Source organism: Caballeronia sp. AZ1_KS37, from assembly GCF_023631165.1.
Classification (GTDB): domain Bacteria; phylum Pseudomonadota; class Gammaproteobacteria; order Burkholderiales; family Burkholderiaceae; genus Caballeronia; species Caballeronia zhejiangensis.
On record NZ_JALQDP010000006.1, the window covers coordinates 54,795 to 77,436 of the forward strand.

Genomic DNA, 22,642 nt, shown 5'->3' on the forward strand with positions numbered 1-22,642 from the left:
CGCTGTTGTTCGCGCGCAGCATCGCGGTTCCGTTCTCATTTTTGACCGACCACACTGATGCGGGCCAAAGCAATTCGTTTGACACACAACATCGACCAGGAGAATCACAATGAATAAACCATGGCTGAAGGCGATCACCGCTACGGTCGCACTGTCCGCCACCGTCGCGGCCTTGAGCGCGCAGGCGGCGGATGCGCCGGGCGTCGCGTTCGTCTATCTCGGCAATCCGGGCGATGCAGGCTGGACCTTCGCGCACGACGCCGGCAGCAAGGAGGCCGAAGCGAAGTACGGCAGCAAGATCAAGATCACGCGCGTCGAGAACGTGCCGGAATCGGCGGACTCGGAACGCGTGTTCCGCGATCTCGCGAACAAGGGCAACAAGGTCATCTTCGCGACGAGCTTCGGCTATCAGGATTTCGCGCTGAAGGTCGCGAAGGATTTTCCGGACACCATCTTCCTGACGGCCACCGGCTTCAAGAAGGCGAAGAACTTCGGCACGTATGACGTGCGCATGTATCAGGGCGCGTATCTCGCGGGCGTCGCCGCGGGCTACGTGACGAAGACGAACACGCTCGGCTTCGTCGCGTCGGTGCCGATCCCGGAAGTGGTGCGCAACATCAACGCGTACACAATGGGCGCGCGCTCCGTGAACCCGAAGGTCCACACGAAGGTCATCTGGATCAATAGCTGGTTCGATCCGGGCAAGGAAAAGCAGGCAGCCGAAACGCTGATCGGCCAGGGTGCCGACGTCCTGCTGCAGAACACCGATTCGAACGCGACGCTCAACACCGCCGCCGAGAAGAAAGTCTTCGCGTTCGGCTGGGATTCGAACATGAAGAAGTTCGGCCCGAGCGCGCATTTGGGCTCGGTCGTCGCGCATTGGGGCGTGTATTACAACGACGTGATCCAGAAGGTGATCGACGGCAAGTGGAAGAACGATCCGGTATGGCTCGGCATTCCGCAGAAGGCCGTGGATCTCGAAGACCTGAATACCGGCGCGATTCCCGCGAAGGCAGTGCAGGCGATCTCCGCGAAGCGTGACGAGTTGCACGCAGGCAAGTGGGATGTGTTCAGCGGTCCGATCAAGGATCAGTCGGGCGCGGAGAAGGTGCCGGCCGGCAAGACGCTGACCGACCCGGAACTGCAGCGCATCAACTGGTACGTCGAAGGCGTGGACGGCTCGCTGCCGAAGTAAGCGCGCATCGTTCGCTCGCCGCAATGTAAAACCGCGCTTCGTTGCAAAACGAAGCGCGGTTTTTTCATGCGATGAGCCACGCGCATCAATCGATACGCAGTCCCACCTTGATCGTCACCTGCCAGTGCAGGATCTTGCCGTCCTCGATGTGCCCGCGCGTTTCCACCACTTCGAACCAGTGCATGTTGCGCAGCGTTTTCGACGCCTTCTCGAGCGCGACGCGCACGGCGTCATCGCTCGACTGCGGCGACGAGCCGGTCAGTTCGATCTGCTTGTAGACGTGTTCCGACATGGTGTTCTCCTTGTAGTGTGGTGGATCGGTCAGAGCGATGCGACGCGTGGCGTCGCAAGATGCTTCGAATACCGATGCAGCAAGGCACGCGCCATCACGCTTTCGCGCGTGGCTTCCATTAAAGGACAGGAACGCGTGCGGGAGTAGTCGGGGTTTGCGCGAAGCGCGCTCGGCGCACGAGCCTCGTCAGCGAGGCCCGCGTGCATCGGCAGAAACCAGGAAGGTCCGCGCAGGATCAGCGCAGCGGTCGCGAAGCGGCGTCGCCTGCGTCCTGACGGCGCGTGCCGCGACGCCTGCGCGCCGAAACCGTCGCGCCGAATTCGCTCAGGATCTGGGCGCGGGCGCGGCTCGCGAATACAAGGAAACCGAAACCGTTCCCCTCGTACCAGTAACCGCCGTTCTCGAGTCCGTCGAGCGGCTGTTCGAGCGCGTTGGTGATGGATTCGACACAACGCCTGTGCAGCTCGTCGATCGCCGGGTAGGGCGGCTGGGCGCCTCGCACGCTGCACAGAAGGACATCGAGTCCCGGCAACACATGTGCGTACAGCACCGGTTCATCCTGGGCGCGAGCCCTGGCGATCTTGGTGTCTAGCTGACCAAATGGCTTGAAATGCCGAAGCACGGCGAGAAAAGACTCGTCGCCATCAGCCTTCACGCGCTTACGCTTTTTCGGGAAGGACATAAAAACTCGCCTGAAAAAGAATTGCAAGAAACGCAGCGTCCTCATGCGGCCACTCCCGTCTTGCGCGCCGCACGTCGATCTTTTATAGCGCATCGATGTGATTAGGTCACGGTGAATCGGGCCATTCGTTTTTAGCAACGGCAAGAGCCGCTGCTCCTTCCTGGCGCACGATTCGTGCCGACGACCGTTTGGCGGCCCGCTTGGCTTCCCTCAGAGCATCTATCTCAATAATAGTCCTGCTGCACCCCACGCGAACAGCTTTCATGAAGAAAAAAGCGGGTGGGCGCACCAAGGGGATAGGGTGGCCAATCAGGCAGACCCGCCCGCGCCGCGCGGGTTCCGCTGCGATGCGAGCGGGTTTGCCCGGCTAGACGCGCGGTGCGTTCTTGAGTTCGTCGCGAATCTCGCGCAGCAGCAGCACGTCTTCGGGCGTCGCGGGCGGCGGCGCGGCTTCGGCCGGCTTGCGCAGATTGTTGATGAACTTGACCATCAGAAAGATGATGAACGCGAGAATGATGAAGTTGATCAGCGTGGTGATGAACGAGCCATAGCCGAATACGGCGACGCCCGCGGTCTGCAAGTCCTTGTACGAATCGGGATTGCCTTTGAACGTTGGCGGTATCGGCCCGAGCCGGACGAACAGGTTCGAAAAGTCCAGGCCGCCGGTGGCGAGGCCGACCACCGGCATGATCAGATCTTTGACGACGGAATTGACGATCGTCGAGAATGCGCCGCCGATGATGACGCCGACCGCGAGGTCCATGACGTTGCCCTTCAGGGCGAAGTTCTTGAATTCTTCGATCATGCTCATGCGCGGCTTCCTCCAGTGTGCGTTAGACGGTTGTGCGGGCCAAGGCGGCAGCAAGGGCTATGCCGTTGGAACCCGCGCGAAACGCCGGGCGCGGCGCGTTTCGTTGCGGGCACCGACAATGATAGTCAATTCGATTGCGGCTCGCGCGGGGCGCCGGAATTCGTTCAGGCCGACGGCACGCGCCCCACGCTGATCGCCGCGCAAAAAGCCGCGTGATCCGCGACCGTCTGCGCGCCATAGCGCTCGGCCCACATCGCGTAGGCGGCGTCGAGCCGGTCGGAGTTGCCGCAATACCCGGCGATGAGCGCGGCATCGCCGGTGCGCGCGTGGGCGCGAGCGAGCAGGAGGCCGAGGCACCACGCGTAAAAGTCGAAGGTCGCGCCGTGCAGCCAGTCGACGGGAATCGAGCCGCGGATCTGCTTCATCTGGCGCACGTAGAAGTCGCGGCCGGAAATGGTCGTCCAGCCGAGCAGCGCATCCGATGAACTCTGCATCAGACGCTGACCGTGCACGACCCGCCGTCCCTGATGGCGATACGGCTCCGGGAGCGGCGGCACGAACGGCGCGGCGGCCGGCACGATGCCTTCCTTCACCTGAATGAAGAGCGGATCGCCGAGCGCGCGGCCGAGCATCAGCACGAGATACGCGCGCGTGCCGACGCTGCCCACGCCGACGACGCGATGCGCGACATCCACGACGTCGTAGCGTTCGAGCATCATGCGCCATTCGCCGGCGAGCGTTTCCAGATAAGCCTTCAGGCCATCGATCACATGATTTTTCTCGGCGGCGTCGAGCGCGGTCAGGATCGGCGGATCGGCCTTGAAGCGATAGCTTTTGCCGACGGGCTCCGCGACTTTCGCGAGCATCGTCGCGTGCGAGCGCTTCATCGCGCGTTCAACGGTTTTCTCTATGGTCGCCTTCTCGTCGGAATCGAGCTTCGTGGGCGCGTCCATGTGCAGCGCGCTCGCGTAGGAGCGCATCTGCCAGAGATCGTAGGGGCTTACTTGCCAGAGTCCGGCCATCGTCGTGCGATACGCGGCGCATGCCGAACGCACGGCGCTTTCGCGCCCGGCGGCATCGACGCCATTTTCGCGCGCCGCGACGTTGATGCTCGCGGTCAGACGCTTCAAGTCCCATTCCCACGGGCCGACGAGCGTTTCGTCGAAATCGTTCAGATCGAACACGACGTCCTGGCGCGGCGTGCGAAAAAGGCCGAAATTATTGACGTGCGCGTCGCCGTCGATGATGACGTTGTGGCCGATCGAAGGCGACTTCGCCAGATCCCACGCCATCACCGTCGCGGAGCCGCGCAGGAACGCGAACGGCGACTCGGCCATGCGCTGCATCCGCAGCGGAATGAGCCGCTCCTGCCGGCCCGCGTTGCCCGCGAGCACGCGTTCCACGGGATCGGGCCGGTCCGGCTCGGGCGACCAGGCGCCGTGCGCGTCGAACGGTACCGCGTCGCGCAGTGAACGGCCCATGGCGCGGCTTTGCTCGGCCGCGCCGTTGATGGGTGTATTCGTCGAAGCGGAACCAGGGCGGGTGGACAAGGCGCGTTCTCCTTCGGCGATAAAAGGGCGTGTCGAGCGTTCGTCGAACGCAGAGCATTCGGCGCTCCCGGCGGGAAGGTTTTACACGCGCAGCGCATGACGCGGGTGCGTCTCGATGGCGCGAACCGCATGAAGCAAGCTGCACGCCGGGCCGGGCCACGGGCACGGGATATGCTCTTTACGATCGGCTTGAAGCCGCGCAATGCCAACGCACGATCCCGACGCACTTCGCGTCAATCTTTCGAACACATCATCTCATGCCCAACGAAATCCGCATTGCCGAAGGCTCCCCGTTTCCGCTCGGCGCAACCTGGGACGGACAGGGCGTGAATTTCGCGCTGTTTTCCGCGAACGCGACCAAAGTCGAGCTGTGTCTCTTCGATGAGAGGGGCGAAAAGGAAACGCAGCGCATCGAACTGCCCGAATACACCGATGAAGTCTGGCACGTCTACGTTCACGGCCTGCAACCCGGCGCGGTCTATGGCTATCGCGTGCATGGACCGTACGAGCCCGAAGCCGGACATCGCTTCAATCCCAACAAGCTGCTGCTCGATCCGTACGCGAAGGCGCACGTCGGCGAACTGAAGTGGGACCCGGCCGTGTTCGGCTATACGCTCAACGCCGAAGGCGACGATCTCACCTTCGACGAACGCGACAGCGCGCCCTTCATGCAGAAGTGCCAGGTCGTCGATCAGGACTTCTCGTGGACGCATGCGACGCGCGTGCGCGTGCCGTGGGAGCACACGATCTTCTACGAGACGCACGTGCGCGGCTACACGAAGCTGCATCCGGCGATTCCGGAGCACATGCGCGGCACTTTCGAGGGGCTCGGACAGAAGGAAGTGGTCGATTACATCAAGAGCCTGGGCGTGACGTCGGTCGAGCTTTTGCCGATCCACGCGTTCGTCAACGACAGTTATCTGCTCGACAAGGGCCTCACGAATTACTGGGGTTACAACACGATCGGCTTTTTCGCCGCCGATCCGCGCTACTTCGCGCGCGGGCCGGGCGTCGTCGCCGAGTTCAAGGAAATGGTCGACCGGCTGCACGAGGCCGGCCTCGAAGTCATCCTCGACGTCGTGTACAACCACACCGCCGAAGGCAACGAACGCGGGCCGACGCTGTCGTTTCGCGGCATCGACAATGCGTCGTACTACCGGCTGATGCCCGAGGAATCGCGCTATTACATCAACGATACCGGCACCGGCAATACGCTCAACCTGTCGCATCCGCGCGTCCTGCAGATGGTCACCGACAGCCTGCGCTACTGGGTGACGGAGATGAACGTCGATGGCTTTCGCTTCGATCTCGCGACGATTCTCGGCCGCGAGCCCTACGGCTTCGACGAGGGCGGCGGCTTCCTCGACAGTTGCCGGCAAGACCCGATTCTCTCGAGCGTGAAGCTCATCGCGGAACCGTGGGATTGCGGTCCGGGCGGCTATCAGGTGGGCGGCTTTCCGCCGGGCTGGGCGGAATGGAACGATCGTTACCGGGACACCGTGCGCGAATTCTGGAAGGGCGACGAAGGCGTGTCGCCTGAGCTCGGCAAGCGCATCACCGCATCGGGCGACAAGTTCAACAAGCGCGGGCGCCGTCCGTGGGCGAGCGTGAACTTCATTACCGCGCACGACGGCTTCACGCTGAACGATCTCGTCTCGTACAACGAGAAGCACAACGAGGCGAACGGCGAGGACAACAAGGACGGCCATTCGGACAACAAATCGTGGAACTGCGGCGTCGAAGGTCCGACCGACGACCCCGAGATCCGCGCGCTGCGCGAGCGCCAGAAGCGCAACATGCTCGCGACGCTGCTGTTTTCGCAAGGCACGCCGATGCTGCTCGCCGGCGACGAATTCGGCCGCACGCAGAAGGGCAACAACAACGCGTATTGCCAGGACAACGACATCAGCTGGGTGAACTGGGACATCGACGACGATGGCCGCGCGCTCACGGAATTCGTGCGCAAGCTGACGACGCTGCGTCACACGCTGCCGGTGCTCAGGCGCCAGCGCTTCCTGACCGGCGAATACAACGAGGACCTGCAGGTCGCCGACGTCCGGTGGCTCGGCACGACCGGCGACGAACTCACGCAGGAGCAATGGGACGATCCGAACATGCGCTGCTTCGGCGTGGTGATGGACGGGCGCGCGCAGGCGACGGGCATCCGCAAGCCGGCATCGGATGCGACGCTGCTGCTCATCGTCAACGCGTATCACGACGTGGTCGATTTCACGCTGCCCGACATTCCGGGCCCCGACGAGTGGATTTGTCTCATCGACACCAACGCGCCGATTCGCGAGGAATTGCCGGAGTTCGGCGCGGACGATGTGTATCAGGTGACGGGCCGCTCGCTGCTCCTGTTTGCGCTTCAGCCGCGCGGCGCGACGAAGCGCATTTTCAAGCGGCTGGAAGAAGCGCTGACGGACGAAGTCCCGCCTGAAGGCGAGGCGAGTTGAGGCTCGCGTCGGCGGGGTCCGGCGCGCGAGCGGTTATCATCTGGTTTTTGCGATAGCGACAGTAGGCGGCGGGAGCCGCCTTCTTTTTTCCACGATGGCCGTATCTTTCACGCATGAACGCGCGCCTCTTCAAGGCCGCGTGGCGCCGACGGCATGATCCTGCATGCCATCCTGCGCGTCGCGAGCTGGGATCAGCTCGAGCGCATCTGGGAATTCATCGTCGGCTTCTTCAAGTTTCTCTGGGGCCTGCTGCGCTTTCTCGGCGGCGGTTGATGCGCTGATCTTCACGACGAAACCAAAAGGGCTCCGCGAAACGGAGCCCTTGTTTTTCGTACGCGAGCAGATCAGGAATCGCGCCAGCTGTCGTCGTTGCTGCCGAGGTCGAGGTTTCCGCCCCCGCCGCCATCGTTCCAGTCGTTGGAGCCGTTGCCGAAATCGAGGCCGCCGCCGTTGTCGTTGCCGAAGTCGAGACCGCCGTTATCGTTCTGCGGCGGACGATCGACGGGGACTTCGCGCTCGATCACGCGATCGCGCCCATGCGAGAGCGCCTCGCCCAGCAGCACGCCGGTAAGCAATCCGCCCATGCCGCCGCCGAACCCGCCGCCGCCTTGCTGGATGATGACGGGCGGCTGCTGCCCTTGCTGCGGCGGATACGGCCCTTGCTGCGGATACTGCGGCTGGCCGCGTCCGAAACGCTCGGCTTCCTGCGCATATGGCGAGCCGTTCGGTGCGCCGGCTTGCGCATAGTTGTTCGCGTTCGGATCGGGCCGGCCTTCGGCGCGCGCCTTCAGGCTTGCAACCTGATTCTCCAGATCTTCGATCGCATACGGCGGTACCGGATTCTTCGAGTTCGACAGCGATTCGACCATCTCGCGCAACTGCGTTTCCGCGCCTTCGACGTCCTTCAGCAGCGCTTCATGGCCCGGCGCGGTGGAGAGCCGCACGTCTAGTTTGAGCGTGCGCACTTCGTTGAGCAGTTCGGTTGCGCGCTTGATCTGCGAACGGCGATCGTTCTCGGCCTGACCGTCGTCGCGTGAGCGCGCACGGCGCAATCCCCAGCGCAGCACGAGCGCGATCGCCGCGATCAGGATCGCCAAACCGATCCACGCGCCCATGCCGATGCCGTGCGTCTGCGGCACGGGCGCGGCTTGTTGCTGATTGAAGGGATTCTGCGCGCTCGACGTAGTCGCGCCGTTGTCCGATCGCGGCGAGATGCTCGCGCGCGTCGCATCGGCCTGAATGCGGGCCTGCGTGGCCGCGAAGCGCGACGGATCGGTGAAGCTCAATGCGGGATCGAGCGATTTCGCTTGTTGCAGATGCGAAAGGGCGTCGCTGTAACGGCCTTCGCGGTCGAGAACCTGCGCGTAGAGATAATGCGCGTGCGCGTTCTTCGGATGCGCCTCAAGCACTTCGCTCAGTTGCGAGTCGGCCTTTTGCCAGTTGCCCTGCGTCATCGACTGCTCGACCTGCTGCGCGGTCGGCAACGCGAACGCGAGCGGGGATGCGAGCGACAGCGACAACGCCAGAGCCGTCAAGAACTTTTTCATGATGCGGGCCGGACGCGATGAACGTCCGTCTCCTGTCGATGCAATCGTGTACTGCTCAAGGTAACGCATATTCGTGCGACGCGTGGCTTGCCCGGCGGCTCGCCACGCATGCACTCGCCAGCACTTATTGCGCCGGCGGATTCAACTGCTTCTTCAGCGCTTCGAGACGGTCTTCGACGGAAGGCCCGCGATTGAGCGCGGCGAGCTTGTCATCGAGCGCCTTGCCGGACTTCTGGTCCGCCGAATTCAGGCGCGCATCCGAGCGGGCGTTGGCGAGCTGAACCTTGTCTTCGAGCTTCTGAAAGTCCTCCGAAAGATTCTTTCCGCCGATGCCGCCCAGCGCCGTCGCCGCGGTGTCCTTCGCCTGCGCGATCTGCTGCTTCGCCTGAAGGATGTTCGAGCGCGCGTTCAGATCGTTGCGGCGCTGACGCATGTCCGTGATCTGCTGCTTCAGATGATCGACCGAAGGCACCAGCGTCTGCAGTTCCGCGGCGAGCGCGTCGCGTTCGGTTTCGGCGTTCGCCTGCGCCGCGAGGGCTTCGCGCGCGAGGCCTTCATCGCCGGACTGCAGCGCGCGCTTCGCGCCGTCTTCGTACTTCTTCGCCTTGTCGGCGGCGGCGTCGCGCTTGCTTTGCTGCGTCGCGACCTGCGCTTCGATCTCGATGAGCGAGTTTTCCGCCTTCGCGATGCTGTCGTCGAGTTCGCGCACGATCTGGCGAGCGTCGCGCGAAGGGTCCTGCATGGTGTCGGCGGCGTCGTTCAAGAGGCCTTTGACCGTGCGCGTGATGGAATCGAAAAGCGACATGTATTTCTCCTGGAGGAAGACGGCGGCGTTCACTCGATCCACGCGCCGCGCGGCTCGAATGTGAGGCGCAATGCGCGGGATTGCAAGCGCACGCGAGCTTCGCGTGCACGCCGGGTTTACCCGCTCATTAGATCATGCCGCGGCTTAACCGGGACTTAACGGAAGGTTAAGGAGTGTAACGGCGCGCCTTGCCGGAAAAGGCAGGCAGGGCGCCGGTGGCTAGCGCTCGGTGTGCGTGTCGTCGGTCAGCGAGGCGTCGTCGCCCTCATCGGCGTCATGCTCGAGTGCGTCTTCGGATGCGGGGGGCTCGGGATGCGCCTGTGCAAGCGTGCGCGCCTGCGCTGCGCGCTTGGTCGCGCTTGCGGCGGCATCGCGGGCTTCGCGTGCGGCGGCTTTCGCAGCGACGCTTTTCAGCGCGGCGTTGAGCGCATCGGGCGCTTTGGGCGCGCGCAGGCGATCGACGATGCCCGCGACCTTGATCTGCTCGCTCGTCGCGTTGAAGTTCAGCACGGCGCGCCGCATGAGCTCGCTCACGCTGATGCCGAGGGAGTCCGCTGTATTGCTGATGGCCAGCTTCTGCGCGGGAGTCACGAAAACAACGATGCGTTCGCTGGGTTTGGTCGTCATGGGCGGCTCACAAACAGTAAGGCGATCGTAACCGGACTAAGGGGACGACCGCGGCTTCGGTTCATCAAACTGCACGACATCGTTATTGCAGGCTCGCGAGAGCCGTTTCGGGAACCCGCGATCCATTCATCCATCATATCGGTTTGCGCGCGGCCGTGCGTGTGAATGGCCTCGCATCACACGCGATGAGCGTTGCGCAAAAACGGCGCGCGATCAACGACTTGTGCATTTTCTCATACGGTTGTCCACAAGGCTCTCAACACTTTTTGTGGGTAACACAACATTGGCGCGCATCTGGCGGGCTCGCGGCAATTTACTTACAAAAAAATCCTGCGCATTTTGTGGTGGCCCGCGCGAATTCTTTAAAATGCGCTGTTACCTCCGGCCGGATCCGGCCTGCACATTCGCTCGTCCCGTCTTGGCAGTCGCGTCGTTTTTCGGCGCATCGCAGCGCGGCAGCGGGCGCGCTTCATGGCGCGCCGAACGAACCCAGTCATGCCTATCATCAAACGACCCGACTCCTCGAATTCCTCGCGCTACGATCGCGAACCCCGCTGGAACGACTCTCGCAACGACTCACGCAATGACTCGGGCGGCCGCGACGGCGGCGGGCGCAACGGCGGTGGCGGCCGCAATGACCGCAACGATCGCAATGACCGCGGCGGCCGGGGCCGCTCTCCGCTCGCACGCATCGCGCTCTGGTTCGCGGGACTCGCGGCCATCGGCGTGGTGATCGGCGCGCTCATCGTCGGTTATGCGCTCGTCGTCATGGGGCCGAATCTGCCGTCGCTCAATGCGCTCATCGACTATCGTCCGAAGGTGCCGCTGCGCGTCTATACGGCCGATCACGTGCTGATCGGCGAGTTCGGCGAGGAGCGCCGCAGCCTCGTGCGCTTTCAGGACATTCCCGATCAGATGAAGAAGGCGGTGCTCGCAATCGAGGATTACCGCTTCTACGATCACGGCGGCGTCGACTTCGTCGGCATCCTGCGCGCGGGCGTGACCGATCTGATGCACGGCGGCGCATCGCAAGGCGCGAGCACGATCACGATGCAGGTCGCGCGCAACTTCTTCCTGTCGAGCGAGAAAACCTATACGCGCAAGATCTACGAGATGCTGCTCGCGTACAAGATCGAGAGCGCGCTCACGAAGGATCAGATTCTCGAGCTGTACATGAACCAGATCTATCTGGGCGAGCGCGCGTACGGTTTTTCGGCTGCTGCGCGCGTGTACTTCGGCAAGGACCTGAAGGACATCACGCTTGCCGAAGCGGCGATGCTCGCGGGCCTGCCGAAAGCGCCGTCGGCGTATAACCCGGTCGTCAATCCGAAGCGCGCGAAGGTGCGTCAGCAGTACATCCTGAAGCGCATGCTCGATTTGAACTTCATCACGCGCGAACAGTTCGCTCAGGCGAGCGCCGAGGAAATTCACACGAAGTCCTCGGGCACCGAATACGGCGTGCATGCGGAATACGTCGCGGAAATGGTCCGGCAGATGATGTACGCCCAATACAAGGAAGAGACCTACACGCGCGGCCTCACGGTGACGACGACCATCGATTCCGCCGATCAGGACGCCGCGTATAAAGCCGTGCGCAAGGGCGTGATGGACTATGAGCGCCGGCATGGCTATCGCGGGCCGGAGGGCAATGTCAATCTGCCGTCGAACGCGGATGACCGCGCCGAGGCGATCGAAGACGCGCTCGTCGATCATCCGGACAACGGCGAGCTCGTCGCGGCGGTGGTCACGGCCGCGAGCCCGAAGCAGGTGAGCGCACAGTTCGTCGGCGGCGATACTGCGACGATCGCGGGCGACGGCCTGCGCTTCGTGGCGGCGGCGCTGCGCAACAACGCATCGAAGGCGCTCGCGATCAAGCCGGGCTCGATCGTGCGTCTCACGAAGGACGGCAAGGGCAACTGGCAGATCACGCAGTTGCCGCAGGTCGAAGGCGCACTGGTTTCGATGACGCCGCAGGACGGCGCGATCCGCGCGCTCGTCGGCGGCTTCGACTTCAACAAGAACAAGTTCAATCACGTTACGCAGGCATGGCGTCAGCCGGGTTCAAGCTTCAAGCCGTTCATCTATTCGGCGGCGCTCGACAAGGGTCTCGGACCGGCGACCATCATCAACGACGCGCCGCTGTATTTTCCCGCGGCGGGCGGCGGCGATGCGTGGGAGCCGAAGGACGATGACCAGCCCGACGGCCCGATGTCGATGCGCGTCGGCCTGCAGAAGTCGAAGAACCTCGTGTCGATCCGCATCCTCTCGTATATCGGCACGGGCTACGCGCAGGACTTCGTCACGCAGAAGTTCGGCTTCGACAAGGACAAGACGCCGCCTTATCTGCCGCTCGCGCTCGGCGCGGGTCTCGTCACGCCGTTGCAGTTGAGCGGTGCGTACTCGGTGTTCGCGAACGGCGGCTATCGCATTAATCCGTATCTGATCGCCGAGGTCTCCGATGCGCGCGGCACCGTGATCTCGCGCGCCAATCCGCTGATCGCGGGGAGCAACGCGCCGCAGACGCTCGAGCCGCGCAACGCGTACATCATGAACAGCCTGCTGCATACCGTCGCGACGCAGGGCACGGGCTCGGGCACCAACGTGTTGAAGCGCAACGATCTGCAAGGCAAGACCGGCACGACCAACGACGCAAAGGATGGCTGGTTCGCGGGCTATCAGAAGCAGCTCGTCGCGGTCGCGTGGATGGGCTACGACCAGCCGAAGACGCTCGGCAGCCGCGAGTTCGGCGCGCAGCTCGCATTGCCGATCTGGGTCGAGTACATGGGACGCGCGCTGCGTGGCATTCCGCAGGAGCAGATGGAGCGGCCGGACGGCATCACCACGGTCGATGGCGAACTCTTTTACGCCGACCGGACGCCGGGCGCGGGATTCGTCGCGAGCATCGGGCTGGATAACGCCAATCCGATGGCGGGCGATGCCACCACGATGGGCGGCGTGGGTCCGGCGGGCATGCAGGCGCCGCCCGCGCCGCAGGTTACGACCGACGAGCGCAAGCAGATCATGGATCTGTTCAGCAAGCACTAGCGATGAAAAAACGCGCCGGACTTCACAATCCGGCGCGCTTTTCTTTGGGGGGCGCGAAACTCAGTGGCCGACCGTCGCTGCCGACTTCACGTCACAGTTCACCTTGAGCGTCGACTTGTCCGCGAACGATAGCGTGAGCGGAATCGTCGAGCCGACCTTGAGCGGCTTGCCGGGCTCTTCGAGCATCAGGTGATAGCCCTTCGGCGCGAAGTTCAAGGTGCCGTGCGCGGGGACATCGACGGAATCGACCGCCGACATCGTCGCCGTGCCGTTCTTGCTCTCCGACTTGTGCATCATCGTCATGCCGAACGCGGGCGTTTCCGCGGCCGTGAGGGTCGCGGGTTTGTCGCCGTTGTTGGCGACGGTGAAGTAGCCCGATGACGGCAGGTTCGGCGGCATCGCACGAACCCAGCAATCGCGGGCCTCGAGCGTCGCGGCCTGAGCGAACGATGCGCAGACGAGCGCGCTCGCGAGTACAGCGATTTTTTTCATTGTGTCCTCACTTGACGGTGAAGTTGTAGTGGCCTTGCGTGCGATGCCCGTCGGCCGCGAACGCGCTCCATTGGACCTTGTAGACGCCCGGCGCGAGATCGGGGAGCGCGACGCTCATGTGCTTTTTGTCGCGTGCATCGACTGTGGATTTCTCGGTGTTGACTTGCGTGCCCTGCGCATTGGTGACGATGAGCTTGCTGAAGGTCGGTTCGAGCGCTTCGCCGAAGTCGATCGCAACTTCGTGCGGGGCGCTGACGGTCGCGCCGGGGCCGGGTTGTTGCAGCTTCGGCAATGCATGCGCGAATGCGAGTTGCGCGGAGCCGATGAACGCGAGCGCGAGTGCGCTGCGCATCAACGATGATGAAAGCATGATGTGTCCTTGCGTGCCCGAAACCGTTGGGGGTTCAGGCGATGAACGAAGTCTGTGTTTGCCGATGCGAATCAGGCGAAGGCGGGCGGGGCGCGCGGTTGTGCGGCGGTGAGCGATGCTCGGCGAGGCGCGTCGGTGCGATGATTTGCGACGAAGGTTTCGCGCGGCGGGAGAAGGGCGGCCGCGCGATGCGGCGATACGGTCGGCGTGGGCGCGTGCGCGATGAGATCGCAATAAGCGCAGGCCTGCAGATGATCGACGGTGTCATGCTTTTGCGGATGCGTGTCGCGCGATGACTGGGCATCGGTTGCGCACACGGACGCGAGCAACGATTCGATGCGCGCATGTTCGAGCGTTTGCGATGCGACGGGCGCGAGCGAGAGCAGCAGGATCGCGCATATCGCAGCGAACCCGCCGATCTTCCCGATGATGCCCCGACGCAAGTGATGCATGCCGATACATGGACGATGATGAACGAGCGATTATGCCATGCGCGTTTGTAGGCGCTTCGCGAGGGATGGGACGCATCGATTGATTGTTTTAGAAAATAGGGTGTTGCGGCAAAGTAAGCGATGACATATAATCTTTTCTTCGACGGACGCGGGGTGGAGCAGTCTGGCAGCTCGTCGGGCTCATAACCCGAAGGTCGTAGGTTCAAATCCTACCCCCGCAACCAATATCGGCAAGCCGTCACACCATCAAACCCGCCTTTGAGCGGGTTTTTTGTTGTCTGTCTTTTCAATGCAAATATGCCTTGTCAATCGCGCGGCCAGAACCGCGCTCGTGCGCGCCCGAGTCGCATCAAGGATCAGCGAAAGGCCTGCGGCTTCTACCACCCGTTCGCCAACTAAAGGCCTGATGCGTGCAGCGCTCGGACGCGCGATGAGAAATGAATCGCTCCTTGCGGAAGCCACGACATCGATTCGAGGGGAACCTCAGTCGAACGCTCATTCATCGCGCGCCTGCTGAAGCATCCTCAACCGCGTCCTGCCATCCGGCATGAAGTCCGTGCCGAAGCGCACAAGCCCCTCGCGTCGTAGGTGACACGCCATCGTGAAGCTCAATAGCATGCCCGGCTCGGGCTTGTTGATCTCGATGTCGATCGCCCTCAGGCGTGGCTCGTACTCGAGCAACGTCGACTCGATCTCGGTTTTCAACTTATGCGCGGAAGCCGGCAAGTGCCGGTATATCTCGGACAGATCGTCGAGCCCATACCCGGGCAAATGCGCGAGCGCCTTGCGACGGCTGTTGAGAATCCGCTGGATGTTGTCCCGCACCGAATAGAAAGTCTGCTCTTCGGGCGAGTGATCGATGATCGCCGTTCCGTCCGCGAAGTGTCCGGTGATCCGCTCGAAGAGGCCGGGTCCCGCGCGCATCATCGTTTGACCTCGTGTTTCATGCCTGCGCTCCTTTCATTGCGTCATGCGGGCAACGGACGCATCCAGCCACGCATTGATTCCAAACCAGATCAGCCCGACCACTACGCAAGCGACTGCGATGCCGGCGAGCGGAGAGATTCGCTGCGTCCACGCACGCATAATTGGCGCTTTGACGATGACGGAGCCATCATCCTTCTGCTGCCTCTGCTCGACACGAAGCTGAGCATCGATGGCCCGTCGGAGGCGAATTTTCGCGTCGTCGCCTTCGAGGGCGAGTCTCCCCGTGAAACCGAGATCCAGCACCGCGCCGAAGATCGCGAGCAGCGCAAGCACCGGCCTGGGGTCTCGCAGCCGCTCTCGGATTCGCCGCACGAGTTCTTCGCCGGCATCGTTGGTCTCGAACTTCTCCAACTGCAACGGTCGGCGTTCCCAGTCCTCGCGTTCATCGCCTCTTAGACTGTTCAAGGCCGCTTCGTCGAGCAGCGCGCACTGGGCGTATCGGGCGTCCTCGATCACGTCTTGCGGATACCCTCGTGCTTTGAGTTCGGCAGTCAGGGCATCGATTTGAGCTTTGCACGTCGTTTTCAAATCGTCCGCAGACTTCTCTATGCTTTCGTCGGCAAAATCCGCGACCGTGAGCGCCGTGTCGCGCAGCGCCACCGGCAGCAGATCGATGTCGACATTCAATGTCATGCTGTTCACGTCGGTAGCACCGCATAAAGTTCGAGCGAAACATCGGGAATTGAGGCGGGGACGTAGAACCGACACGCGCGCGCATCGATCATGCGTTTGAAAGCCGGGTGCGATGCATCGAGCGCGAAGTACTGGTTCTCGATGCGTACCGGAATCGCCGCGGGCAGACGCGCCATAGGTTTGATCGGAATGCCGGAGAGCGCCGAATTGACGATCTGTTCGACTTCATCGGGCGCGCCCGCCTTGCAGAGTCTCGGGAACTGCTCGATGAGTGCATGAGCGGGCAGCGCGGCCTGCACCGAGAGGTAGTAATCCGCATCCTCGACGAGCCGCTCGTCTTCGATCTGGCCGGTCCAGACCGTGCCGCGCACGCGCTCTAGTGCGATCGGCACCACGCGCGATGGGATGACCGTATCGAGCAAATTGCGAATGAGCGACTCCAACTCCGCGAACACGGGCTCCGGTGCGCGATGGTCGTAGGCGGGGAGCGCCTGCAACGTCTCCGTCGTGGAGAAAGTCAGAAGCGAACCCGCCAGCCGCGAAAGCAGCGCATAGAGCCGCTCCGGATGCTGATTCGGTGCCTGCACCAGCCGCGCGAGTTCCGGCCAGGACGAGTTCACGCTGTGCAGCAGCCAGAAGAGCGAGACGTCGGCGACCGCGTAGTCGGCGATCTGGTCCGAACGTTCGCGCCGGCGCACCGCCAGGCTCGCGCTCTTCGCGCTGAGGATTTCCGACAGGCGCTTCATGCGTGTCGTCAACATCGTATTGGCCGACAAGAACAGGCACGGCGGCACGAAGGCCGCATCGAGTTCGAAGCGTCCCTGCGCATTGCGGATAAAGCGCGCAACCGGGCACGTCACGTAATCGCCGCCCGCCTCGAAATCGAACAGCAACGAGACGGCGTGGCGTTCGACGCTGATTTCTTCCTTACCTTCGCCGTACAAATCAGCGACGTGCAGATACTCCCGCACGAACCGGCGTGGCCGGGCGGGTTTCGCCCCAGGCTCGATGCAGTTGCCGCCTTGCGCATCGACGAGCGCCACACCCGCGAGCACCGTTATCGCATCGTATTGCGAGCCGACGTCATCGAGACTGCGCGCGGCCGGGAGCCAGTCGGACGTCTCGCTGTCGATGAGCGTCCCATCGGGCAAGCGCAGTACCAGCTTGGTGAACTGCACACGATCGATGCCCAGCGCCTGTTTGTCGACTGCCACGTCGATCACGCCCCAAGGATCGGGGCTCGCCATCTCGGCGATGCGCGCGTTCGCGAACTGCTCCCACAACGCTTGTTGCTGGAAGTGCTGCGGCGTCATAAAGACGCCTTGTGCCCATAGGGGTCTCGTTATTTTCATAAGGTTGAAGGTCTTGTTGTCGCCGGGAGCGCGTTTCGACACGCTTCCGCCGGATTGAACGGGTTCAATTCTTCGCCCTGGGCATCTGCGAAGTGAGCGAGAGACCGATGTCCATGCCCTCGATCTGGAAATGCGGCACGATAAAGAGCTTCATGCGAAAGAACCCCGGGTTGTCCTCGATGTCTTCCACCTCCACGCGCGCCTCGCGCAGCGGGTGCGAGGCCTGCAAGTCGTCGCCAGGCGCGGTCATTTCGGTGACGAGCGTCTTGACCCAGGTGTTGAGCTCGAGCTCCAGCAGCCGCCGGTCCTTGGTCGTACCGATGTTCTCGCGCTGGATCATCTTCAGATGATGCGCGATTCGCGAGAGCAGAAAGATGTAAGGCAAGCGGGCATTGACGCGGCTGTTGGCGCTCGCTTCCTTGGTGTCGAAGTCCTCGGGCTTCTGAACGGAGTGCGCGGAGTAGAAGCACGCGTCATCGTGATTTTGGAAATGCGACAGCGCGATCAGACCGATATGAGCGAACTCGAACTCACGCGTCTCGGGCACGAGTGCATCGGTGCGAATCTTGGCGAGATTGCCGGCGCCGAGCGCGTACAGTTGCGTGGGCAGGTTCTCGACGATCCCGCCCGCGCGCGGCCCGCGGATCTGGATGCACCAGCCGTTGCGCACGAAGCTTCGCACGAGATTGGTGGCGAAAGCGAACGACGCGTTCGCCCAGAGATATCCGGCGCCATTCGAATGGTTCACCGCCTCGGTGTAGTTGAATGAGCGCACCGGTGTCGTATCAGCACCGTACGGAAGACGCGCCAGAAAGCGCGGCAGCGTCAGACCCAGATAACGCGCATCGTCCGTCTTGCGCAGACTGTTCCATCGAAAATATTCGGCGCGTTCGAAATGGCCGCGCAGGTCGCGAATTGCGACGACATCTTCCATTGATGCCTTGCCGAAGAATTCAGGCGACACCCCGCCGATGAACGGCATGTGTGCGGCGGCGGACACTTTCGAAATGTCGCGCAACAGCGCCATATCCTGCGGGCTGCGATCGAATGCGTAGTTTGAGATCAGAGCAGCGATCGGCTGGCCCCCCGGTGTGTCGTATTCCTCGGTGTAGGTGTGTCGGAACAGGCCGCTCTGAACGACGTCGGGTGCGTCTTCGAAATCCCGCCGCAGCGTTTCCTTGTCGACGTCGAGCACTTCGATGTGCACATTCTTGCGAAAGTCTGTGTGGTCGACCAGAAACTTCAAGCCCCGCCAGGCCGCTTCGAGCCGCTGGAAGTCGGGGTGATGCAGGATCGCATCGAGTTGATCGCCGAGCCGTTGATCGACACTCGCGATCTCCATGTCGATGTGCAATTCGGATGATCGCTGCGGCGCGGAGGCAGATCGATCGGACGCGTCAATGACCGCGTGCGAAGTGAGGTGTCGAGAATCGGACGGAATATGCACCAACATGCTTGAATATGCTTTAAGCGCGGTAACGAGAGCAATCGCCCTAGAGGCGAGACCGCGTGCCGTTAATTCGATGAGGCGGCAACGTATATCACGTCCGAACGTGAGAAGCTATCGCGCTTTGAGAAAGATCAGGAATACGGATAACTAAGACATTTCCTCCTTACAGATCGATTGCCAATGAGCTATGGTCCGATGCCAATGGCGCATCCATGCGAAGACTGATCACCGCTTGCTTTCTGGCAAGCATCGATAGCATTGCAGAGAAAGGAGTGTATGACCATGTCCAGCTTATTGGACGCAGCAGAGCGGATCACGAGCCTGGTGACGGGGCGTCAGTCGCAGCACCTTGAAGTGCCGAGCGCAGACAGTGCGGCGCTCCTGTCAGTGACGGCGCATCATATCTCGGAGAAGATGGGCGAGCCAGTGGTCTTGACGGTCCTCGTCTCCCACCCCCGTGCCATTTCCCGTCGCGACTATCTGAACCAGGAGGCGAGCTTTTCGCTGACCGCCGATGACGGTACCACGCGTAAGTGGTCTGGGTTCATCTCGTCATTCTCAAAGATCAAGACGACAAACGACTTCGTGAGCTATGAGATTGTTGTCAAATCTCATCTCGCGCGCCTGCAGGGCATTCGCGACACCAAAATCTATCAGCACAAGACGATCCCTCAAATCCTCGAGGCGATCTTGGTTCGTCACAAGTTCAAACCGCACCAGTACCTTTTTCGGTTGCGGGGCGTGTATCCACAGACGCTGTTCCGCTTTCAGTATGCTCAGGATGACCTGGCGTACCTCCAGATGCTCATGACGAAGTGGGGCATCTACTTGTATGTAGAGGAAACTGAGTACGGCGATCGAATCGTCTTTGCGGATGACATCGATCACTACATTTACGATCCCGATCGCGCTGTCCCGTATCGGGAGAACGCGGGTATGGAAGCGTCGATTGAGTCGGTGTACGAACTGGCGTGCCGCACATTCGTCGTGCCGCAAGCGATGGTCGTCGCAGACTATAACCCGGACAAGGCCTGGGAACGATTCAAGGCGGAGGAGAACGTAGCGCCACAGGATCCGACCACGTATGGCAAGCCCTATATCTACGGCACGGCGCATCTCGATCAGGCGGAAGCCCAGCGCAAGGCGCAGTTGTATCACGAGGAAGCGATTTGCTGGCAGGTGGTATTCGAAGGCCGGAGCAATGTGCAGGAGCTTCGCTGCGGACGTGTCTTCCGTACGGATGCCGAGTTGCCGGATGCGGAAGACGGCCTAGTGGTCGTCGAAGTGACGCATGGCGGTGCGCGAGACAAGGCGTATAGCAATACCTTCAAGGCGATTCCGGCTAGCCGACGTTTCCGTTTGAAGATCGACGAATCGAAGTGGCCGAAGATTGCGGGTACGCTCAGCGGTCGCGTGACAAGTCCTGACAAATACAAATATGCGTATTTGACGGCCGCCGGCTACTACACGGTCCGTTTCGATGTGGATTTCGACGAGTGGCCCAAAGGCGGTGAAAGTGTGCCGTTGCGTCTCGCCAAGCCGTTCGCGGGCGCGTTGCAGACAGGGTTTCACTTTCCCGGGCTGGACGATACCGAGGTGGTAATCGGCTTCCGGGACGGCGATCCGGACAAGCCAGAGCTATTGGGCTTCCATCACAACAGTCAGGCGGTCGATCACATCACGAATGACCGCAGATGGCTGTCGCGCAATGTCATCCGCACGCAGAGCAATAACAAGCTGCGGATGGAAGACTGGGCTGGAGAGGAGGGCATCAAGCTCAGCACCGAGCACTCGGGCAAGTCGCAGCTTAGTCTGGGGTATCTCGTCGATTCAAAGCTCGAGAAGCGCGGGGAGGGGTTTGAGCTTAGAAGCTCGGGCTACGGCGCAATTCGTGGGGGTAAAGGTTTGTTCATCAGCGCGGACGACCAACCGGGCGGGGGTGGGCAACAACTCGATATGCAAGCCGCACGGGGTCTGCTTCAAGAGGCCCTGCAGCAAAGCGAAGCTCTGGCGTCAGTCGCAGCGGCTGCTCAAGCAATCGCCGCCGACTATGATCGACAGAAAGCGCTACTGCACAACATTCTCACGGCACTCAAACGGGCTGGAATCTTGGTCAGCGCACCCGCCGGTATGGCGTTAACGTCAGGCGCCGATTTGCAAATGAGCGCCGCTGAGAACCTAATCGGCACGGCGGGCGGGCACGCAGATTTCAGCGTGCTCAAGCGCTTCACGGTTGCCGCGGGAGAAGCGGTATCTATATTCGCGCAAAAGCTTGGCGCAAAACTGTTTGCTGCCAGTGGCAAGGTCGAGATCAGTGCGTTGAGCGATGATATGCGTCTAAGTGCAGACCAAGACATGACGGTGACGAGCATAAAAGGTCGCGTCACTATCGAAGCCAAGCAGGAACTACTGCTCAAATGTGGCGGTTCATATATTCGGTTGTCATCGACCGGTATCGAGGACGGCACACGCGGTGACAGAACGATTAAATCCGCTGCATTCAGCCGCCAAGGTCCATCATCGCTCGCACAGTCAATGAATGCGTGGAAGCACGCCAACTTTGACGAACAGTTCGTGCTCAAGTGGCCGTTCGACAATAAGCCAGTTCAAAATCAGAAATTTTCCATCATTCGGGAAGATGGAAGCGTGATATCGGGCGTGACGGATTCGGAGGGTAAGACCGGCTTGCAAAAAAGTCTTTTCGTGGATGGCATGCGATTACGCATTGATCCGGATTGATCGACTGCCACGAAATAGTCGAACCACATCATGAACATACAGAAGCAAAAAGTGAGTCCGTATGACAACTGTTGAACGCATAATCCCGCCCAAGATTGCCGACGACGGCTCGGTACACTACGCATCGGTCACGTCGCCCTCCGACGATAGCATCGCAGTTTGCGTTATGGTGCCGAATCGGATCATTCCGGTGATTTTTGTACCCGGCATCATGGGAAGCAATCTGTGCAACCTTAAGGGGGAGCCGGTCTGGGTGGTCAATAGCTCAGCAGCGATGGTGTCATGGTCATACAAGAACGCATCGTATCGCAAACAGAAACTCGATCCCAATCAAACGCAGGTGTACGAGGGTGGCGAACTTCCGGAGGGTACCTCACTTTCTGCTGTCGAGATGAAGAGGCGAGGATGGGGGACGGTCTCCAAGAAGAGCTATGGTGATTGGCTCGTCTGGCTTCAAAACGCTCTGGATGATTGTCATCCCGGTACCGATCATGGCCAGAGCGGACTGCGCGCCAGTCTCAGGGACATGGTTATCGCGCAAGGACTGGAGAAACTTACCGACGCCGAAATCGGACTTTCATATCGGTACCGGTTTCCTGTGCATGCGGTGGGTTACAACTGGCTGAAGTCGAATGACCTTGCATCTCGTGCTTTAGGAGATGCGATCGACAGGATCATGGCAGTCTATCGAGATCATGGGCGTTGCGATAAGGTTATAGTTGTGACGCACTCAATGGGCGGGTTAGTCGCTCGTCATTGCTCCGAGTTCTTCGGTTACAGCGAGAAAATTCTCGGCATCGTTCACGGCGTCATGCCTGCGACCGGTTCGGCAACTGCCTACAAGCGAGTGAAATCCGGTACGGAGTCAGATGGCACTGTTGTTGGCGCGATTTCGAGCCGTGTGCTCGGAGCGACCGCTGAGGAAATCACCGCAGTGTTTGCTCAGTCACCGGGCGCACTGCAGTTGTTGCCTAGCCCGGAATATGGAAACGGATGGTTGAAGATTCGCGATGGCGGGCGCCCGGTGCCATCGCTGCCCATGTCTGGCGATCCTTATTCTGATATTTACCTGAAGCGTCGAGAGTGGTGGGGGCTGATCGATGATCAACTCATCAATCCGCTCGACACCGCAAAGAAGAGCATCGAGACGGACTGGA

General features: G+C 61.5%; 17 protein-coding genes, 1 tRNA gene and 2 pseudogenes. 6 read left to right on the top strand and 14 right to left on the bottom strand.

From position 1 onward, the window contains the following. The first annotated feature begins 109 nt into the window (after window positions 1-109). A complete protein-coding gene (locus NCS00_RS06440; protein WP_008349990.1) occupies window positions 110-1,195 on the top strand; it encodes a BMP family ABC transporter substrate-binding protein in 1,086 nt (361 codons plus the stop codon). Between the two features lie 85 nt (window positions 1,196-1,280). Here NCS00_RS06440 and NCS00_RS06445 read toward each other — a convergent pair whose 3' ends face one another. From NCS00_RS06445 to NCS00_RS06460, 4 genes are all read right to left on the bottom strand, one after another. Next, on the bottom strand, window positions 1,281-1,487 hold the full coding sequence (locus tag NCS00_RS06445) for a dodecin (protein ID WP_008349988.1): 207 nt from the start codon (window positions 1,485-1,487) through the stop codon (window positions 1,281-1,283). 235 nt (window positions 1,488-1,722) lie between these two features. After that, window positions 1,723-2,214, bottom strand: a complete 492-nt coding sequence (locus NCS00_RS06450) for a hypothetical protein (RefSeq protein WP_008349986.1) — start codon at window positions 2,212-2,214, stop codon at window positions 1,723-1,725. A gap of 322 nt (window positions 2,215-2,536) precedes the next feature. Then, a complete protein-coding gene (gene mscL, locus NCS00_RS06455; protein WP_008349984.1) occupies window positions 2,537-2,980 on the bottom strand; it encodes a large conductance mechanosensitive channel protein MscL in 444 nt (147 codons plus the stop codon). A gap of 164 nt (window positions 2,981-3,144) precedes the next feature. Next, entirely contained in the window at window positions 3,145-4,530 is a 1,386-nt protein-coding gene (locus NCS00_RS06460) for a DUF2252 domain-containing protein (RefSeq protein WP_175980003.1), read from the bottom strand. A 257-nt stretch (window positions 4,531-4,787) separates the two neighbouring features. Between NCS00_RS06460 and glgX the strand changes: the two genes are divergently transcribed. Then, window positions 4,788-6,986, top strand: coding sequence for a glycogen debranching protein GlgX (gene glgX, locus NCS00_RS06465; RefSeq protein WP_250439648.1), 2,199 nt, complete (start codon window positions 4,788-4,790; stop codon window positions 6,984-6,986). A gap of 344 nt (window positions 6,987-7,330) precedes the next feature. Here the strand turns inward: glgX and NCS00_RS06470 are convergent, their stop codons facing one another. The 3 genes and pseudogenes from NCS00_RS06470 to NCS00_RS33655 all read right to left on the bottom strand — a co-directional run. Beyond that, complete coding sequence (locus tag NCS00_RS06470) at window positions 7,331-8,533, bottom strand: tetratricopeptide repeat protein (RefSeq protein ID WP_033537254.1); 1,203 nt, start codon at window positions 8,531-8,533, stop codon at window positions 7,331-7,333. 124 nt (window positions 8,534-8,657) lie between these two features. After that, entirely contained in the window at window positions 8,658-9,338 is a 681-nt protein-coding gene (locus NCS00_RS06475) for a PspA/IM30 family protein (protein ID WP_008349976.1), read from the bottom strand. Between the two features lie 399 nt (window positions 9,339-9,737). Further along, a pseudogene (locus NCS00_RS33655) lies at window positions 9,738-9,965 on the bottom strand (plasmid mobilization protein); the annotation flags it as partial. A gap of 495 nt (window positions 9,966-10,460) precedes the next feature. On the opposite strand from NCS00_RS33655, the gene NCS00_RS06485 reads away from it, so the two are divergent. Next, window positions 10,461-13,010, top strand: a complete 2,550-nt coding sequence (locus NCS00_RS06485; protein WP_034473599.1) for a penicillin-binding protein 1A — start codon at window positions 10,461-10,463, stop codon at window positions 13,008-13,010. Between the two features lie 60 nt (window positions 13,011-13,070). Here NCS00_RS06485 and NCS00_RS06490 read toward each other — a convergent pair whose 3' ends face one another. The 3 genes from NCS00_RS06490 to NCS00_RS06500 form a co-directional block, all read right to left on the bottom strand. Further along, window positions 13,071-13,502, bottom strand: a complete 432-nt coding sequence (locus NCS00_RS06490) for a copper chaperone PCu(A)C (RefSeq protein ID WP_008349971.1) — start codon at window positions 13,500-13,502, stop codon at window positions 13,071-13,073. Window positions 13,503-13,509: 7 nt separating this feature from the next. Continuing rightward, a complete protein-coding gene (locus NCS00_RS06495; protein WP_008349969.1) occupies window positions 13,510-13,872 on the bottom strand; it encodes a copper resistance CopC family protein in 363 nt (120 codons plus the stop codon). A 71-nt stretch (window positions 13,873-13,943) separates the two neighbouring features. Next, the gene (locus tag NCS00_RS06500) at window positions 13,944-14,324 is read right to left on the bottom strand and encodes a DUF2946 domain-containing protein (protein ID WP_034473600.1); all 381 of its coding nucleotides are present in this window, start codon (window positions 14,322-14,324) and stop codon (window positions 13,944-13,946) included. 147 nt (window positions 14,325-14,471) lie between these two features. On the opposite strand from NCS00_RS06500, the gene NCS00_RS06505 reads away from it, so the two are divergent. Then, a tRNA-Met gene (locus NCS00_RS06505) sits at window positions 14,472-14,548 on the top strand. Window positions 14,549-14,819: 271 nt separating this feature from the next. On the opposite strand, the gene tssE is transcribed toward NCS00_RS06505, so the two are convergent. The 4 genes from tssE to tssC all read right to left on the bottom strand — a co-directional run bounded on the left by tssE (window position 14,820) and on the right by tssC (window position 18,749). Beyond that, the gene (tssE, locus tag NCS00_RS06510) at window positions 14,820-15,248 is read right to left on the bottom strand and encodes a type VI secretion system baseplate subunit TssE (protein ID WP_200889159.1); all 429 of its coding nucleotides are present in this window, start codon (window positions 15,246-15,248) and stop codon (window positions 14,820-14,822) included. A 36-nt stretch (window positions 15,249-15,284) separates the two neighbouring features. Then, the gene (locus NCS00_RS06515; protein WP_244808039.1) at window positions 15,285-15,944 is read right to left on the bottom strand and encodes a DotU/TssL family secretion system protein; all 660 of its coding nucleotides are present in this window, start codon (window positions 15,942-15,944) and stop codon (window positions 15,285-15,287) included. 5 nt (window positions 15,945-15,949) lie between these two features. Further along, a complete protein-coding gene (gene tssK / locus NCS00_RS06520) occupies window positions 15,950-17,296 on the bottom strand; it encodes a type VI secretion system baseplate subunit TssK (RefSeq protein WP_075644162.1) in 1,347 nt (448 codons plus the stop codon). 64 nt (window positions 17,297-17,360) lie between these two features. Then, window positions 17,361-18,749: a type VI secretion system contractile sheath large subunit gene (gene tssC, locus NCS00_RS06525; protein WP_051996679.1), complete on the bottom strand. Its 1,389-nt coding sequence runs from the start codon at window positions 18,747-18,749 to the stop codon at window positions 17,361-17,363. Window positions 18,750-19,028: 279 nt separating this feature from the next. Here tssC and NCS00_RS06530 point away from each other — a divergent pair, with 279 nt between their 5' ends. Both NCS00_RS06530 and NCS00_RS06535 read left to right on the top strand, forming a co-directional pair. Then, window positions 19,029-21,485, top strand: a complete 2,457-nt coding sequence (locus NCS00_RS06530) for a type VI secretion system Vgr family protein (protein WP_250439649.1) — start codon at window positions 19,029-19,031, stop codon at window positions 21,483-21,485. A 526-nt stretch (window positions 21,486-22,011) separates the two neighbouring features. Continuing rightward, window positions 22,012-22,413, top strand: a pseudogene (locus NCS00_RS06535) (esterase/lipase family protein); the annotation flags it as partial. Window positions 22,414-22,642: the final 229 nt, after the last annotated feature.

Excerpts from the sequence above, each read along its gene's own strand:
- mscL (WP_008349984.1), bottom strand. The coding sequence starts at position 2,980 with ATGAGCATGATCGAAGAATTCAAGAACTTCGCCCTGAAGGGCAACGTC.
- glgX (WP_250439648.1), top strand. The coding sequence starts at position 4,788 with ATGCCCAACGAAATCCGCATTGCCGAAGGCTCCCCGTTTCCGCTCGGC.
- tssE (WP_200889159.1), bottom strand. The coding sequence starts at position 15,248 with ATGCGCGCGGGACCCGGCCTCTTCGAGCGGATCACCGGACACTTCGCG.
- tssK (WP_075644162.1), bottom strand. The coding sequence starts at position 17,296 with ATGAAAATAACGAGACCCCTATGGGCACAAGGCGTCTTTATGACGCCG.
- NCS00_RS06450 (WP_008349986.1), bottom strand. The coding sequence starts at position 2,214 with ATGAGGACGCTGCGTTTCTTGCAATTCTTTTTCAGGCGAGTTTTTATG.
- NCS00_RS06445 (WP_008349988.1), bottom strand. The coding sequence starts at position 1,487 with ATGTCGGAACACGTCTACAAGCAGATCGAACTGACCGGCTCGTCGCCG.
- NCS00_RS06485 (WP_034473599.1), top strand. The coding sequence starts at position 10,461 with ATGCCTATCATCAAACGACCCGACTCCTCGAATTCCTCGCGCTACGAT.
- NCS00_RS06530 (WP_250439649.1), top strand. The coding sequence starts at position 19,029 with ATGTCCAGCTTATTGGACGCAGCAGAGCGGATCACGAGCCTGGTGACG.
- NCS00_RS06495 (WP_008349969.1), bottom strand. The coding sequence starts at position 13,872 with ATGCTTTCATCATCGTTGATGCGCAGCGCACTCGCGCTCGCGTTCATC.
- NCS00_RS06475 (WP_008349976.1), bottom strand. The coding sequence starts at position 9,338 with ATGTCGCTTTTCGATTCCATCACGCGCACGGTCAAAGGCCTCTTGAAC.
- tssC (WP_051996679.1), bottom strand. The coding sequence starts at position 18,749 with ATGTTGGTGCATATTCCGTCCGATTCTCGACACCTCACTTCGCACGCG.
- NCS00_RS06440 (WP_008349990.1), top strand. The coding sequence starts at position 110 with ATGAATAAACCATGGCTGAAGGCGATCACCGCTACGGTCGCACTGTCC.
- NCS00_RS06470 (WP_033537254.1), bottom strand. The coding sequence starts at position 8,533 with ATGAAAAAGTTCTTGACGGCTCTGGCGTTGTCGCTGTCGCTCGCATCC.
- NCS00_RS06500 (WP_034473600.1), bottom strand. The coding sequence starts at position 14,324 with ATGCATCACTTGCGTCGGGGCATCATCGGGAAGATCGGCGGGTTCGCT.
- NCS00_RS06515 (WP_244808039.1), bottom strand. The coding sequence starts at position 15,944 with ATGACATTGAATGTCGACATCGATCTGCTGCCGGTGGCGCTGCGCGAC.
- NCS00_RS06490 (WP_008349971.1), bottom strand. The coding sequence starts at position 13,502 with ATGAAAAAAATCGCTGTACTCGCGAGCGCGCTCGTCTGCGCATCGTTC.